The sequence below is a fragment of the Aquirufa nivalisilvae genome, assembly GCF_003143535.1.
Taxonomy (GTDB): domain Bacteria; phylum Bacteroidota; class Bacteroidia; order Cytophagales; family Spirosomataceae; genus Aquirufa; species Aquirufa nivalisilvae.
Window position 1 is genome coordinate 2,830,391 of record NZ_CP029346.1, and the last position, 14,902, is coordinate 2,845,292.

General features: G+C 38.3%; 25 protein-coding genes. 2 read left to right on the top strand and 23 right to left on the bottom strand.

Translation table 11 applies throughout. The features are described from left to right. The first annotated feature begins 3 nt into the window (after window positions 1-3). Entirely contained in the window at window positions 4-864 is an 861-nt protein-coding gene (locus HME7025_RS12040; RefSeq protein ID WP_109324373.1) for an N-acetylglucosamine kinase, read from the top strand. Window positions 865-957: 93 nt separating this feature from the next. After that, window positions 958-2,379 carry a nicotinate-nucleotide adenylyltransferase gene (locus HME7025_RS12045; RefSeq protein WP_109324384.1) on the top strand — a complete coding sequence of 474 codons (1,422 nt, stop codon included), beginning with the start codon at window positions 958-960 and terminating at the stop codon, window positions 2,377-2,379. Between the two features lie 55 nt (window positions 2,380-2,434). On the opposite strand, the gene carA is transcribed toward HME7025_RS12045, so the two are convergent. The 23 genes from carA to rplP all read right to left on the bottom strand — a co-directional run bounded on the left by carA (window position 2,435) and on the right by rplP (window position 14,878). Beyond that, window positions 2,435-3,535, bottom strand: a complete 1,101-nt coding sequence (carA, locus tag HME7025_RS12050) for a glutamine-hydrolyzing carbamoyl-phosphate synthase small subunit (RefSeq protein WP_109324385.1) — start codon at window positions 3,533-3,535, stop codon at window positions 2,435-2,437. An 89-nt stretch (window positions 3,536-3,624) separates the two neighbouring features. Further along, window positions 3,625-4,242 (bottom strand): 50S ribosomal protein L17, encoded by a 618-nt coding sequence (gene rplQ / locus HME7025_RS12055; RefSeq protein WP_109324394.1) that lies wholly within the window; start codon window positions 4,240-4,242, stop codon window positions 3,625-3,627. 90 nt (window positions 4,243-4,332) lie between these two features. Next, entirely contained in the window at window positions 4,333-5,322 is a 990-nt protein-coding gene (locus HME7025_RS12060; protein WP_109324395.1) for a DNA-directed RNA polymerase subunit alpha, read from the bottom strand. Window positions 5,323-5,393: 71 nt separating this feature from the next. Then, window positions 5,394-5,999 carry a 30S ribosomal protein S4 gene (gene rpsD / locus HME7025_RS12065; protein WP_109324396.1) on the bottom strand — a complete coding sequence of 202 codons (606 nt, stop codon included), beginning with the start codon at window positions 5,997-5,999 and terminating at the stop codon, window positions 5,394-5,396. A gap of 103 nt (window positions 6,000-6,102) precedes the next feature. Continuing rightward, entirely contained in the window at window positions 6,103-6,498 is a 396-nt protein-coding gene (gene rpsK / locus HME7025_RS12070; protein WP_109324397.1) for a 30S ribosomal protein S11, read from the bottom strand. A 45-nt stretch (window positions 6,499-6,543) separates the two neighbouring features. Beyond that, entirely contained in the window at window positions 6,544-6,921 is a 378-nt protein-coding gene (gene rpsM / locus HME7025_RS12075) for a 30S ribosomal protein S13 (RefSeq protein ID WP_109324398.1), read from the bottom strand. A 43-nt stretch (window positions 6,922-6,964) separates the two neighbouring features. Then, window positions 6,965-7,081, bottom strand: a complete 117-nt coding sequence (gene rpmJ / locus HME7025_RS12080; RefSeq protein ID WP_109324399.1) for a 50S ribosomal protein L36 — start codon at window positions 7,079-7,081, stop codon at window positions 6,965-6,967. 28 nt (window positions 7,082-7,109) lie between these two features. Further along, complete coding sequence (infA, locus tag HME7025_RS12085; protein ID WP_092013982.1) at window positions 7,110-7,328, bottom strand: translation initiation factor IF-1; 219 nt, start codon at window positions 7,326-7,328, stop codon at window positions 7,110-7,112. Window positions 7,329-7,337: 9 nt separating this feature from the next. Then, window positions 7,338-8,144, bottom strand: a complete 807-nt coding sequence (gene map, locus HME7025_RS12090; RefSeq protein WP_109324400.1) for a type I methionyl aminopeptidase — start codon at window positions 8,142-8,144, stop codon at window positions 7,338-7,340. A 1-nt stretch (window position 8,145) separates the two neighbouring features. Further along, window positions 8,146-9,465 (bottom strand): preprotein translocase subunit SecY, encoded by a 1,320-nt coding sequence (gene secY / locus HME7025_RS12095; RefSeq protein ID WP_109324401.1) that lies wholly within the window; start codon window positions 9,463-9,465, stop codon window positions 8,146-8,148. A 17-nt stretch (window positions 9,466-9,482) separates the two neighbouring features. Beyond that, a complete protein-coding gene (gene rplO, locus HME7025_RS12100; RefSeq protein ID WP_109324402.1) occupies window positions 9,483-9,929 on the bottom strand; it encodes a 50S ribosomal protein L15 in 447 nt (148 codons plus the stop codon). A 45-nt stretch (window positions 9,930-9,974) separates the two neighbouring features. After that, window positions 9,975-10,154 carry a 50S ribosomal protein L30 gene (gene rpmD, locus HME7025_RS12105; protein ID WP_205753085.1) on the bottom strand — a complete coding sequence of 60 codons (180 nt, stop codon included), beginning with the start codon at window positions 10,152-10,154 and terminating at the stop codon, window positions 9,975-9,977. A gap of 35 nt (window positions 10,155-10,189) precedes the next feature. Beyond that, complete coding sequence (rpsE, locus tag HME7025_RS12110) at window positions 10,190-10,708, bottom strand: 30S ribosomal protein S5 (RefSeq protein ID WP_109324404.1); 519 nt, start codon at window positions 10,706-10,708, stop codon at window positions 10,190-10,192. An 8-nt stretch (window positions 10,709-10,716) separates the two neighbouring features. Continuing rightward, complete coding sequence (rplR, locus tag HME7025_RS12115) at window positions 10,717-11,064, bottom strand: 50S ribosomal protein L18 (protein WP_109324405.1); 348 nt, start codon at window positions 11,062-11,064, stop codon at window positions 10,717-10,719. Between the two features lie 45 nt (window positions 11,065-11,109). Then, window positions 11,110-11,667: a 50S ribosomal protein L6 gene (gene rplF / locus HME7025_RS12120; protein ID WP_109324406.1), complete on the bottom strand. Its 558-nt coding sequence runs from the start codon at window positions 11,665-11,667 to the stop codon at window positions 11,110-11,112. Window positions 11,668-11,728: 61 nt separating this feature from the next. Further along, window positions 11,729-12,124: a 30S ribosomal protein S8 gene (rpsH, locus tag HME7025_RS12125; protein ID WP_109324407.1), complete on the bottom strand. Its 396-nt coding sequence runs from the start codon at window positions 12,122-12,124 to the stop codon at window positions 11,729-11,731. A 76-nt stretch (window positions 12,125-12,200) separates the two neighbouring features. After that, window positions 12,201-12,470, bottom strand: a complete 270-nt coding sequence (rpsN, locus tag HME7025_RS12130) for a 30S ribosomal protein S14 (protein ID WP_109324408.1) — start codon at window positions 12,468-12,470, stop codon at window positions 12,201-12,203. Between the two features lie 39 nt (window positions 12,471-12,509). After that, a complete protein-coding gene (rplE, locus tag HME7025_RS12135; RefSeq protein ID WP_109324409.1) occupies window positions 12,510-13,064 on the bottom strand; it encodes a 50S ribosomal protein L5 in 555 nt (184 codons plus the stop codon). A 44-nt stretch (window positions 13,065-13,108) separates the two neighbouring features. Beyond that, entirely contained in the window at window positions 13,109-13,444 is a 336-nt protein-coding gene (gene rplX / locus HME7025_RS12140; RefSeq protein WP_109324410.1) for a 50S ribosomal protein L24, read from the bottom strand. A 41-nt stretch (window positions 13,445-13,485) separates the two neighbouring features. After that, complete coding sequence (gene rplN, locus HME7025_RS12145; RefSeq protein ID WP_109324411.1) at window positions 13,486-13,854, bottom strand: 50S ribosomal protein L14; 369 nt, start codon at window positions 13,852-13,854, stop codon at window positions 13,486-13,488. Window positions 13,855-13,900: 46 nt separating this feature from the next. After that, window positions 13,901-14,158 carry a 30S ribosomal protein S17 gene (gene rpsQ / locus HME7025_RS12150; RefSeq protein ID WP_109325446.1) on the bottom strand — a complete coding sequence of 86 codons (258 nt, stop codon included), beginning with the start codon at window positions 14,156-14,158 and terminating at the stop codon, window positions 13,901-13,903. Between the two features lie 69 nt (window positions 14,159-14,227). After that, the gene (rpmC, locus tag HME7025_RS12155) at window positions 14,228-14,419 is read right to left on the bottom strand and encodes a 50S ribosomal protein L29 (protein WP_109324412.1); all 192 of its coding nucleotides are present in this window, start codon (window positions 14,417-14,419) and stop codon (window positions 14,228-14,230) included. A 39-nt stretch (window positions 14,420-14,458) separates the two neighbouring features. Further along, window positions 14,459-14,878 (bottom strand): 50S ribosomal protein L16, encoded by a 420-nt coding sequence (gene rplP / locus HME7025_RS12160; protein ID WP_109324413.1) that lies wholly within the window; start codon window positions 14,876-14,878, stop codon window positions 14,459-14,461. Between the last annotated feature and the right edge of the window lie 24 nt (window positions 14,879-14,902).

Sequence of the window (14,902 nt, forward strand, 5' to 3'; positions counted from 1 at the left end):
TCCATGATTCTATTAATAGAAAGCGGGTCCAGTAAGACAGAATGGAGGTATATTTCATCCCCTAATGAAGCATATCAATCTTTTCATTCACTTGGAATCAACCCATATTATCAAACACCTGAAGAAATAGAAGCTTCTCAGAAGGAAGTTCTCTCCCAACTTAATTCACTTCCTGTTGAAGAGATTTACTATTATGGTACTGGAATTACGGATGAATCTAAAAAAGGGATCATTCAACATTGGCTTAGATCATACTTTGAAGGCGCCAAGATCATACAAGTGGAAAATGATTTGATTGCCGCAGCTAGGTCTCTATGTGGAGACGATACTGGAATCGCATGTATTTTAGGAACAGGCTCAAATTCGGGCTTTTTTAATGGAAATGCTATCACGGAACAAATCCCCCCATTAGGATTTTGGTTAGGAGATGAAGGAAGTGGTGGTCATCTTGGGAAACTATTGGTCCTATCCTACTTACATCAGGAAATGCCGCAAGACATACGTGAACTATTCATTAAGCGCTTTGGGGCACTAAATCGTTTGGATGTTTTATCCAAAGCGTACCAAGGTGAATTTCCTAACCGATGGTTTGCTAGCTTCTCTAAATTCTTATTTGATCATCGGAAGCATCCTTTTTGTTATCAATTAATTGAGCATTCTTTTCAGGAATTCATCCGATTATATGTAAGCAAATATGCGGAGTCTACTACTCAAAAAATTCATTTTACGGGTTCTGTAGCCTTTTATTATTCGGACATATTGAAACAAGTCATGCGAAAAAATCGTTATCACATTGGAAATATCAGTGAAGCCCCGATGGCAGGTTTAACATGGTATCACAAATCAAAAAAATGGCCTGAATAGGTTAGGATGTTTTCAAGAAAATCATTTAAATAGCGGGATAATTATATAACTTTGCTAAGTAGTTGCCTTTGTAATCAATAAACTCATTCGTCTATGACTGCCAAATTAAAATCCATTGGGACGAAACAAAAAGCCCTTCAGATCAATTTAGATCGCAGTATATATGGTTCATTTGCAGAAATAGGAGCTGGACAGGATGTTGCTGCTAATTTTTTCAAAGCAGGTGGAGCTTCTGGAACCATTGCCAAAACCATTTCAGCTTATGATATGGCCTTTTCTGATGCCATTTATGGAGAAGAGGAGTCGGGTAAATATGTGTGTGAACCGCGCTTAATGAAAATGCTTAATCGTGAGTTCAAATTATTAAAAGTACGATTAACTGAATCTGCCGATGAAAAACGGTTCTTTTCCTTTGCTGATACCGTTTCAGCCTTAAATTATCAGAAAGATAACGATGCACATGGTTGGGTAGGATTACGTTTTCAGTTAAGCCCTAATGGGCCAGTGAATGATGTGGTCATTCATATTAATATGTTGGATAATGACAATATCCTTCAACAACAAGCATTAGGTATCATTGGGGTGAATTTAATCTATGGTTGTTACCATTATCATGCCGATCCAGAAAAAATACTTGTTTCTTTATTAGATGATCTATCTCCTGATCGCATAGAGATTGACATGATTCGCTTTGAAGGACCTGATTTTAAGGAAGTAGATAATCGACTGATGTCCTTGTATTTAGTGAAACATGGCTTTACCCAGGCTGCCTTATTTGGGCCTGATGGGAATGTGATGCAACCCTATGATGCACTTTCGAAGAAACACATTGTAGCCATCCGTGGAAGGTTTAGACCGGTGACAAATATCTTTTCAGATATGGTCAAAAAGGGTATTAAACAGTTTGAAAATGAAGCGGATATTGATGATGATAAAATCTGTGTAGTTTCAGAATTAACACTTCGAAATCTAGAAAATGAAGGGAATCACATCAATGAAAAAGACTTTTTAGACCGTGTAGACATTTTATGTTCATTAGGTCAAACGGTATTGATTTCCAATTTCCACGAATACTTTAAGCTAGTAGCATATCTAAGCAAATTTAGCCGCTTGAAAATGGCATTAATCATGGGTATGCCTAACTTGGAATATATCTTTGAAGAGAAGCATTATACGCAATATCCAGGTGGGATATTAACGGCTTTTGCTAGTTTATTTGGCTTGAAAATAAAGCTGTATTTGTATCCCACTTTGGATGAAAATGGGCAATTAATAAATTTAACAAGCTTTCAACCTGAAGCTCATTTAAGGGGTTTGTTCCAATATTTATTGGATAATGAAAAACTGGCTGACATACATTCATACGATGAAAATTTGATGAAAATTCGTACGGATCGAGTGTTGGATTTAATTCAACAAGGATCTGGTGAATGGGAAAACCTAGTCCCTAGTTCTGTTGTCAAGCTTATCAAGGAAAAAGCATTGTTTGGCTTTCCTGAAAAGACAATGGCATAAATTCTTACGAAAGAATTCAATAAAAAAGGCAACTGAGAAGTTGCCTTTTTTATTTCTATTTCATCAAACCAATAAATTGATCAAATAAATAGCGAGAATCATGAGGTCCTGGACTTGCTTCTGGGTGATGTTGCACCGAGAATGCTTTTTTTCCATTCACACGTAATCCTTCTACCGTCTGATCATTTAAATTAATATGAGTGAGGGTTGCTTGTGAGCTAACACTAAGTTCTTCCATACGTACAGCAAAACCATGGTTTTGGGAAGTAATCTCAGATAACCCCGTTTCTAAATTCTTCACAGGATGATTTAACCCACGGTGTCCATTGTGCATTTTGTACGTTGACAAACCACAAACTTGAGCTAAAATTTGGTGACCAAGGCAAATGCCGAATACTGGTTTATCGCTAGCTAAAAATTGACTAACTGTTGCTACTGCATAAGGCATTACAGCTGGATCTCCTGGTCCATTGGATACAAAATACCCATCAGGTTGCCAAGCTGCTATTTCATCATAAGAAGTTTTAGCTGGAAATACTTTCAAATAGCAACCACGATCTGTCAAATTACTTAATATGCTTTTCTTAACTCCTAAATCAAGCACTGCCACTTTTAATTCTGCGTTTTCGTCTCCTAAGAAATAGGTTTCTTGAGTACACACTTGAGAAGATAGCTCTAGTCCTTCCATATCAGGTACTTTTGCTAATTCTTTTTGTAAAGAATCGATATCAAAAATTTCAGAAGAGATTAGGCAATTCATCACTCCTTTGGTACGAATATGACGAACTAATGCCCTCGTATCAATACCTGAAATACCAACGATACCTGCATTTTCTAAATAATCTTGCAAAGATCCTGTGGCAGTAAATCGTGAATTGACACTTGAAAATTCATTACAAACCATTCCTGCAATTTGCACTTGATTAGATTCTGCTTCTTGTGCATCCATCACGCCATAATTACCAATATGAGCGGTTGTATTAATAATTACTTGTCCAGCATAGGAAGGGTCTGTATAAATCTCCTGATAACCCGTCATTCCTGTATTAAAACAAATCTCACCACCGTGAGTCCCTATCTTGCCTAATGCTTTCCCGTGAAAGAGTGTACCATCTTGCAACAATAAAACCGCCGGAGTCGATTCTGTAATTTTCATAATGTATCTATGTTTGAATAAAATTTTATCTAAAAAAAGGGCTTCAACTAATTAAAGTTAAAGCCCTTCAAAATTAAAAGAGAAATGAATTATGCATCTTCTCCTTTTTCTTCTTTAGGCTCCTCTGTTGATTCTTCAGCTGTTGGCTCTTCAGCCGCAGCAACTTCTTCAACAACCTCAGCTGCTGGAGCTTCTACCGCTTCTTCAGCGACAGCTACTTCCTCAACAACTTCAGCTGATGGAGCTTCTGCTACTGGAGCAGCAGCCTCAGCGCCTTCTTTCTTAGCACCTGAACGACGACTTCTACGAGTTTTACCAGCTTTTTCAGCAGAAGCAGCTAACATTGTTTCGTTGAAATCAACCAATTCGATGAAACAAATCTCAGCGTTGTCACCAAGACGATTTCCTAACTTGATAATACGTGTATAACCACCTGGACGTGCAGCAACTTTTTCAGAAACGATTCCAAACAATTCTTTTACTGAATCTTTGTTTTGAAGGTAAGAGAAAACAACACGACGATTGTTAGTGCTATCTGTCTTAGACTTAGTAATTAAAGGCTCAACATATTTACGCAATACTTTTGCTTTCGCAACAGTTGTTTCGATACGTTTGTGTAAAATTAAAGAGGATGCCATATTTGATAATAAGGCTGCTCTGTGGGAAGCTGTTCTTCCTAGGTGATTGAATTTTTTTCCGTGTCTCATTGTGTTAATTCGTAAGTTAAAAGCCCTCTCGGACTGCGGTTAGTGGGTTTTACATGACCACCACCTATTACTTATTTAAAAATTGAATAATTAATCTTCGTCTAAACGATATTTCGCAACATCCATTCCAAAGGTTAAGCCTTTTTCTTCTACTAGTTGTTCTAGCTCAGTTAATGACTTTTTACCAAAGTTACGGAACTTCATCATATCAGAGATCTCTAATTTCACTAATTCTCCTAAAGTGCGAACATCAGCTGATTTAAGGCAGTTGTAAGCACGTACAGATAAATCTAGATCGGCTAAAGAAGTCTTCAATAATTTACGCATGTGTAACATCTCTTCGTCTACAACATTGTCTTCCTCCGCTTTTGGCGTTTCGAAAGTCATTGTTTGATCAGAGAATAACATGAAGTGTTGGATTAAGATATAAGCGGCACCTTTCAATGCATCTTCTGGATGGATAGAACCATCTGTTTCGATATCTAACACTAATTTTTCGTAGTCAGTTTTTTGCTCTACACGGGTATTTTCAATGCTAAATTTAACATTTTTGATAGGAGTGTAGATGGCATCAATGGCGATGTGACCAAAAGCTAACTCATTAGCACGAGGCTCATCAGCTGGTACATATCCACGACCTTTTTCGATGATTAACTCAACTTCTAATTCTTTAGAAGAATCCAAGTTGCAAATCACTAAATCAGGATTTAAAACGGTAAAATAAGGCGTAAATTTAGCTATATCACCAGCAGTAAAGGCTGTTTGGCCTTTTACTTTGATATTAACTTTATTCTCCAAAATCTCTTGCGCCTTTTTAAGACGAATCTTCTTCAAGTTAAGGATGATTTCAGAAACATCTTCATGAACACCTTCAATTGCTGAAAACTCGTGTAAAACACCAGAAATCTTAACGCTTGTAATCGCATAACCTTCCAAAGAGGAAAGTAAAATTCTACGAAGTGCGTTACCAATGGTAACACCGTAGCCTTTTTCGAGTGGCTTGAACTCAAATGTCCCGTGGAAGTCATCGGCTTTCTCCATCACAACTTTCTCGGGCATTTGGAATGCTAATATTGACATATTTCGTAGCTTAAAATGATCTTGAAAAAACGTTATTGATACTCTTTTAAATTGTATTATTAAGCAGCTTATTACTTCGAATACAATTCGACGATAGCTTGCTCATTAAAGTTTTCAGGGATCTGATCTCTTTCTGGATAAGCAGTAAATTTACCTACTAACTCTACTCCATCCCACTCTAACCAGTTGAAACGCTTTGGTGAACGGCTCGCAAGCGAATCAGAAACAACCTCAAGAGATTTAGATTTTTCACGTACACCTACCAATTGGCCTGGGCGTAATGAGTAAGAGGGCACATTTACTACATCACCATCCACAATGATATGTTTGTGGATAACCAATTGACGAGCAGCACGACGAGTAGGAGCAATTCCTAAACGATATACTGTGTTGTCCAATCTTGCTTCACACATTTTTAACAAGTTCTCACCTGTAATACCTTCTTTAACAGCGGCTTTGTGAAACAAATTTTCGAACTGACGTTCTAAAATACCATAGGTATATTTAACCTTTTGTTTTTCCTTTAATTGGATGGCATATTCAGAAACTTTTGAACGTTTCCCTTTACCATGCATACCAGGAGCATAATTTTTACGAGCTAATGCTTTACTCGGACCTAAGATCGCTTCGCCGAAACGACGAGCAATTTTGGATTTTGGACCAGTGTATCTTGCCATTTTTTTTAAAAGTCAATGCCCCTCTTATGGGCAATGAAGTAATTAATTAAGTGAATAAATGATGTTGGAGAAAATAATTACTAATTACCCAACATGAATAAAATTAAACGCGACGACGTTTTGGAGGACGACATCCATTGTGAGGCATTGGAGTGATATCCTTAATTAAGGAAACCTCAATACCTGAGTTTTGGATAGTACGGATAGCCGACTCACGTCCAGCTCCTGGTCCTTTTACAAAAACCTCTGCTTTTTTCATTCCCGCTTCTACAGCTACTGCTGCACAGTTAGATGCTGCCATCTGAGCTGCGTAAGGAGTGTTTTTCTTAGACCCACGGAAACCCATCTTTCCTGCAGATGCCCAAGAAATTACCTGTCCTGCTGAATTGGTAATTGAAATAATGATGTTGTTAAAGGAAGCTTTGATGTGTACTTGGCCTACAGACTCAACTACCACCACTCTTTTCTTCGCTTTATCTTTTCTTTTTGCTTGTGCCATTGGATAAAATCAATAAAAATTGTGTAGGGGAATTACCCCCTGTTATTATTTAGTTACTTTCTTCTTGTTAGCAACTGTCTTTCTACGACCTTTTCTCGTACGAGAATTGTTCTTAGTTCTTTGGCCACGTACAGGAAGTCCTTTACGGTGACGCAAACCACGGTAGCATCCAATGTCCATCAAACGCTTGATGTTCAATTGAACCTCAGACTTAAGCTGTCCCTCCGTTTTGAATTCGGCAGCAATAATAGCACGGATAGCGCTAGCCTCCGTATCATTCCACTCACCAGCCTTCTTGTCAAACGAAATTTCTGCTTTCGTCAAAATCTTTTGAGCAGTGCTACGACCAATACCGAAGATATAAGTCAACGCAATTTCTCCTCTTTTTTTGTCGGGAATATCAACCCCTGCAATACGAGCCATATAGGTAATTAATTGTTGTTATTAATCATTTAATACTTTCGAATTATCCTTGACGTTGCTTGAACTTAGGATTCTTCTTGTTGATGACATAAAGCTTTCCGTGACGACGAATGACTTTGCATTCTGCACTACGCTTTTTGATCGATGCTTTAACTTTCATATTTGTTTAATTTATGGGTCAAACCTTATTATTTATAACGATAAACTATTCTTGCCTTACTCAAATCATAAGGAGACATTTCTAACTTCACTTTATCTCCAGGCAAAATCTTGATGTAATTCATCCGCATTTTACCTGAGATATGCGCAATCACTTGATGCGTATTCTCTAATTCCACCCGAAACATCGCGTTCGAAAGGGCTTCCAATATGATGCCGTCTACTTCGATCGAGGATTGTTTGGCCATAATTTTATGTTAAATATTCAACAATACTGTTGATGTTTTTAATACTTCTTCAATGTAACTAAAGGTTGTCAGCTGTAAAGCTTCATTCTTACCTACCGCTACGGTATGTTCAAAATGAGCAGATGCTTTACGGTCTATCGTCCGGATAGTCCAGCCATCCTTATCTACGGTGATTTGACGTTTCCCTAAATTAACCATAGGTTCAATGGCAATAACCATTCCCTCTTTCAATTTAGGTCCATCTCCTCGGCGACCATAATTAGGAACTTCAGGACTTTCGTGTAGATTTTTACCTACTCCATGTCCTACTAATTCCCTCACTACTCCGTAACCAAATCCTTCAGAATAAGTCTGCACAGCAGAACCAATATCTCCGATACGTTTTCCTGCAACTGCTTGCCTAATTCCTTGGTACAAAGACTCTTTTGTCCTTGTCAATAAATTCTCCACATCTTCACCTACTTGACCTATTGCATAGGTATAAGCGCTGTCGGCGTGAAAGCCATGCTTATAAACACCTGCATCAATGGAGATAATATCTCCTTCTTTCAGTTCTAAACTACCTGGTAATCCATGGACCACCACGTCATTTACTGAGATACAAAGCGAATAAGCATATTTTTTATCCCCTACTTGGTAATTTAAAAAGGAAGGATGAGCTTCATGATCCTTAATAAATTGGTAGGCTATTTTATCTAAAGCTAATGTTGTTACTCCAGGTTGAATGGCCTTGGCAACTTCAGCGTGACATTTCCCCAAAATTTCGCCATTCGCTTGAATGATGGCTAACTCTTGAGGTGTCTTTAAATAAATCATCTTATCTGCTAATCATTTCGGACCGTCCTTTCACACGTCCTGATTGCATTAAACCTTCATATTTACGCATCAACAAATAACTTTCTATTTGTTGTAATGTATCTAAAACTACCCCTACCAAAATCAACAAGGAAGTTCCTCCAAAGAAGGAAGCAAATCCTCTAGTTACACCAAATAAGTTGGCGATAGCTGGTAAAATAGCGATGATAGACAACATCAATGCACCTGGCAAAGTAATTCGATCTAAAATACTAGCAATGAAATTAGATGTTTCTTCACCTGGCTTAACACCTGGAACAAAACCTCCACCACGCTTCATATCATCCGAAATCTGTGTCGGGTTAATGGAAATTGCTGTATAGAAAAAGGTAAATACCACAATCAATAAAGCAAATAAGGCATTGTATTGCCAAGTGGTGAAATCACCAAATGCTTGAGCTACTGACTGAGCAAATTCACTTTTCTCAGCAAAAGACTGAGCCACTAATCCTGGGATAAACATTAATGCCTGAGCAAAAATGATTGGCATAACACCAGAAGCATTCAACTTTAATGGAATGTATTGACGCTCACCACCTACAGACATCTTACTTCCTACAACTTGCTTTGCATATTGTACAGGAATACGACGAACCGCTTGAGTAACCATCACTGCACCCATCACGACGAAGAACAAGGCAATTACTTCAATGATGAATAATAAAGCACCTGCCATACCACGTGAACCAGCCTCTTGTAATAAGGAAGCAGGGAAACGAGAGACGATACCAATCATAATCAACATAGAAATACCATTACCAATACCTTTGTCGGTAATTTTTTCACCTAACCACATACACAACATGGTTCCACCAATTAAGATAGCTACACCATAAAGACGGAAGAACCATGGATCAACCAAAATCGCTTCCGCAGGAATAGTTACTTGTAAATAGGTAAATCCTTGCGCAGCTGTAACGAAAATCGTTAAGATACGAGTGATTTGATTTAATTTTTTACGACCAGATTCACCATCCTTTTGCATCTTTTGGAAGTAAGGAAGAGCAATGGTCAACAACTGAATAGCGATAGATGCTGAAATGTAAGGCATGATGCCTAAAGCAAATACCGAAGCATTACTTAAAGCACCACCAGAAAACATATTCAACAAACCAAAGAGACCACCATCACCGGCTTGTGTTAATTTAGTCGCGTCTACACCAGGTAGAACGATATAAGAACCCAGACGGAAAAAGGCGATAAAAAGTAACGTATTAAAAATACGACCTCTTAATTCCTCAATCGCGAAGATATGCTTAAACGTTGTTATTAGCTTGTTCATTCGTTTAGAATAGAGGATTAACCAACAATTGCTTGACCACCCGCTGCTTCGATAGCAGCTTTAGCAGCACCAGAGAAACCTTTAACTGTAACTTCTAAAGCAGAAGTAACACTTCCACGACTTAAGATTTTCACTAAGTCAGACTTAGATACTAATCCGTGGCTGTAAAGTGTCTCAAAATTGATTTGCTTCAAACCAGTAGCATCAGCTAAAGCTTGTAAGGTATCTAAATTGATTGCTTTGTATTCTACACGATTGATATTTTTGAAACCGAACTTAGGTACACGACGTTGGATCGGCATCTGACCTCCTTCAAATCCACGCTTACGTGAATAACCTGAACGAGACTGAGCTCCTTTGTGACCACGAGCGGAAGTACCACCAAGACCTGAACCTTGACCACGACCTACTCTTTTTCTTGTTTTTACCGAGCCTTCTGCCGGCTTTAATGAAGATAATTTCATGTGTATTGGGCTTAACGCTACCCTTTCGGGCAACTCGCAATTAAATTATATATTCTCTACTACAATTAAGTGATTGACTGCACGAATCATACCTGCGATAGCTGGGTTTAATTCTACTTCCACACTTTTACGGATCTTACCTAATCCTAGTGCTTGAATCGTACGTTTCTGAACTTCAGGACGCTTGATGGCACTTTTTACTTGGGTAATTTTAACTTTAGACATCGTATGTTCTATTTTAGAGGCACTAAGGCACTCGATTATCCATTAAATACTTTAGCTACAGAAATTCCTCTTTGGAAAGCCACTGTATGTGGAGCTCTCATTTTAACTAAAGCATCAATTGTTGCTTTAACTACGTTGTGAGGATTAGAAGAACCTTTAGATTTCGCTAATACGTCGTGAACACCTGCTGATTCTAACACAGCACGCATCGCACCACCGGCGATCAATCCTGTACCTGGAGCAGCTGGCTTAACTAATACGAAACCACCAGAGAATTTACCTAATTGCTCGTGAGGAACTGTGTTCTTCAACAAAGGAATTTGGAATAAATTTTTCTTAGCGTCTTCGATACCTTTTGTGATAGCATCAGTTACTTCGTTAGCTTTTCCTAATCCGAAACCTACGATTCCGTGACCATCACCTACTACAACGATAGCAGAAAAACTGAAACGACGACCCCCTTTTACCACTTTGGCAACACGGTTGATGGCTACTACTTTCTCCTTCAACTCACCCTCATTAACCTTAATTGGTTTTGCTTGTAAATGCGACATATCTTTTATTAAAATTGTAAGCCACCCTCGCGAGCGCCTTCAGCTAATGATTTAATTCTTCCGTGATACAAATAACCGTTACGATCAAAAACCACTTTAGTGATTCCAGCAGCTTTGGCCTTATCTGCGATAGCTGTTCCTACTAATTTAGCAGCTTCTACATTGTTGTTCACTTTACCTTTCTTGTATGAGGTAGCAGACATAATCGTCTTTCCACTCAAATCATCTACCAACTGAGCGTACATCGCTGTGTTGGAACGGAAAACAGTTAAACGAGGACGTTCAGCTGTTCCCTTTATTTTCGCACGTATCGCACGTTTGATGCGAAGTCTACGTAAATCTTTTGTTGTTGCCATATTGATTTAACTTGTTTGTGTGGATTTCCGGCCCACGCTTTCTATTTATTTCTTACCACCTGCTTTACCTGCCTTGCGACGAACTTGCTCACCCACAAAACGAACACCTTTACCTTTGTAAGGCTCAACTGGACGAAGTGATTTGATTTTAGCTGCCACTTGACCGATCAATTGCTTGTCGATTCCTTCTAAGTTAACCATTGGGTTTTTACCTTTCTCCATCGCCGTAGTGATTTTGATTTCTGCAGGTATAGCCATAAAAATAGCGTGAGAGTAACCTAAGCTCAATTCCAAGATATTACCTTGGTTTGCTGCTTTGTAACCCACACCAATGATTTCTAAATTCTTCACGAAACCTTCACTCACACCAACAACCATGTTGTTGATCAATGAGCGGTAAAGACCGTGCATGGCTTTGTGACGCTTTTGCTCTGTTGGACGTTTAACTGTCAACACGTTTCCTTCGATTTCGATGATGATATCTTGGTCTACTTGTTGTGATAAAGTTCCTTTAGGGCCTTTCACAGTTACCAAATTACCTGTGTTAACATCGACTGTTACACCTGCAGGTAGGTTGATAATTTTATTTCCTATTCTTGACATGAAAATGTAGTTTTTGCTTAGATTTCGAGCTTAGCTCCTTTCAGCGTTAAACAATTAATTATTAATATACGTAGCAAAGTACTTCACCACCAACGTGTAGTGTACGCGCTTCTTTGTCAGTAATTACTCCTTTCGAAGTAGACAAGATAGCGATACCCAATCCGTTCAATACGCGTGGTAACTCTTCCGCTCCGTTGTACTTACGTAAACCTGGCTTAGAAATACGAGTCAAATTAATGATTGCAGGTTGCTTAGTTACTGCATTATATTTCAAAGCAATCTTGATGGTTCCTTGAACTGTAGTATCATCAAATTTATAATTTGAAATATACCCCTTATCAAAAAGCACCTTCGTGATTTCCTTTTTAATGTTGGAAGCAGGAATTTCAACTACCCTATGGCGTGCCTTCAAGGCATTTCTCAATCGGGTTAAATAGTCTGCTATAGGATCTGTCATTGTTTTTAAATTTGCCGCAAGCCATTAAAAAGGCCTGCAAAATTACAAAAATGAATTTAATTAATCAAATTTTATATTACCAGCTTGATTTGGTCACTCCTGGAATCAAACCATTCGATGCCATTTCACGGAAAGTAACACGGCTAATGCCGAATTTACGCATATAACCACGTGGACGACCAGTCAACTTACAACGGTTATGAAGACGTACTGGAGAAGCATTTTTAGGTAACTTATCCAATCCTAGGTAATCACCAGCTGCTTTCAATGCCGCTCTTTTCACTGCATATTTAGCAACTGCTGCTTCGCGTTTTCTTTCTCTAGCTTTTACTGACTCTTTAGCCATGATGTAAAAATTTTAAATGTGTTAGTAGCCAGTGGCTAATTATTTTTTAATATTGGAAAAAGGCATTCCTACGGCAGCCAATAAAGCATAAGCTTCTTCATCCGTGTTGGCTGTAGTCACAAAAGTGATATCCATACCAGAGATTTTAGCTACTTTATCAATTGATATTTCAGGGAAGATGATTTGCTCTTTTACACCTAAAGTATAATTTCCACGACCATCAAATCCTTTTTCTGAGATTCCTTTAAAGTCACGTACACGAGCTAAAGATACTGTAGTTAAACGATCTAAAAACTCATACATACGATCTCCACGCAATGTTACTTTCACACCAATTGGCATGTTTTCACGTAATTTAAAGTTAGAGATCGCCTTTTTAGAAATAGTTGCCACTGCTTTTTGACCAGCAATTTGAGTAATTTCTTCTACAGCTACATCTACTAGCTTTTTGTCCGCTACAGCGGCTCCTACACCTTTGTTGATTACAACTTTAGTAATCTTAGGCACTTGCATCACAGACTTGTACTGAAACTTTTCTTTCAAGCTAGGTACAACCTCTTCTACAAAACGTTTTTTTAATCTAGGTACTGCCATTTTTGTATATGTTGTGGATTTCCGACCCACGCGTTAAATTCTATTTATGCAATAAATTTTCCTGTTACTTTAGAGTAGCGCTGTAACTTTCCTTGCTCGTTTACTTTACGACCAGTACGTACAGGCTTTCCGTTTTCAACCACCATCAAATTAGAGATGTGGATTGAACCCTCACGCTTTTCAATACCTCCTTGAGGATTGCTTGCTGAAGGCTTAACGTGCTTCGTTTGCAAATTAGCTCCTTCTACAATTGCACGAGATTTCTCAACGATCACTTGCTTGATAACGCCAGTTTTACCTTTGGCATTACCTGAAATCACCATCACAGTATCTCCTTTTTTTACGTGCAATTTTGTTTGCTTGCTTGTATTATTTTCCATGGTATGATTTTTTCTATTGGATAACCAATATATCTATCTATTTATAAAACTTCTGGGGCTAAAGAAACAATCTTCATAAAACCAGCTTCACGCAATTCACGTGCAACAGGTCCAAAAATACGAGTTCCTCTTGGCTCATCGTTGGCATTTAATAAAACGGCCGCGTTATCTTCAAAACGAATATACGTACCATCTTTGCGACGAATTTCTTTTTTCGTACGAACAACTACTGCTCTTGAAACTGTTCCTTTCTTCATGCTGGAAGAGGAAAGAGCCGACTTAACTGAAACTACAATTTTATCGCCTACAGAAGCATATCTTTTTCCAGTACCTCCCAAAACGCGAATCACTAAAACTTCTTTCGCTCCAGAATTATCCGCTACACCCAATCTTGATTCTTGCTGTAACATTATCTTTGATCTTTAAATTTTAAATTTTGAATAACAAGAGACAGAATTATTTCGCTTTTGCGATTACTTCTACTAATCTCCAACGCTTATTTTTAGAAAGAGGACGGGTTTCCATCACTTTCACTGTATCACCAATTCCGCACTCATTATTCTCATCATGAGCCATCAATTTAGTGGTCTTCTGTACGAACTTTCCGTACAAGGGGTGCTTAACCTTACGGTCTACTGTAATAGTGATTGATTTATCCATCTTATCACTAACCACTTTCCCAATCCTTACTTTTCTTAGGTTTCTTTCTTCCATGGTTGTTGGACTTGTTAAACAATTGACCATTAGCAATTCCGAAATGGTCTATTAAAAATTAATAATTAATTAAGCTTTTGCTTGCGCCGATAAAGCTGTCTCTAAGCGGGCAATCAATTTACGAGTTTCACGAATGCGCATTGGGTTCTCAATCGGTGAAATGGCATGTGCCAATTTCAAACGAGATAAGTTTTCCTGCTCCACAACGATCTGTTGTGTCAATTCCGCTACTCCTAATTTGTTTATTTCTGCGTTTTTCATAACGATGCTATTTAAATTTTAAACCTGGGGTCTAAAACTCTATTCTGAATAATCTCTACGTACTACAAATTTTGTACGCATCGGTAATTTCTGAGCGGCTAAACGCAAAGCTTCTTGCGCTAGGGCTAAAGGAACACCTGCTGATTCGAACAAAATAGTACCTGGACGAACGTTGGCTACCCAATACTCAGGAGCTCCCTTTCCTTTACCCATACGAACCTCTGCAGGTTTCTTAGTAATAGGTTTGTCAGGGAAAATACGAATCCAAACTTGACCTTCACGTTTCATGGCACGAGTTACCGAAATACGAGCTGCCTCAATTTGACGAGCTGTAATACGACCTGGCTCCAAAGATTTAATAGCGAATGATCCAAAATCAATTTCGTGGCCACGGGTAGCAACCCCTCTTACGCGACCTTTTTGCTGCTTACGAAATTTCGTTCTTTTTGGTTGTAACATCTTCTTATAAGTCTAATATCTAAT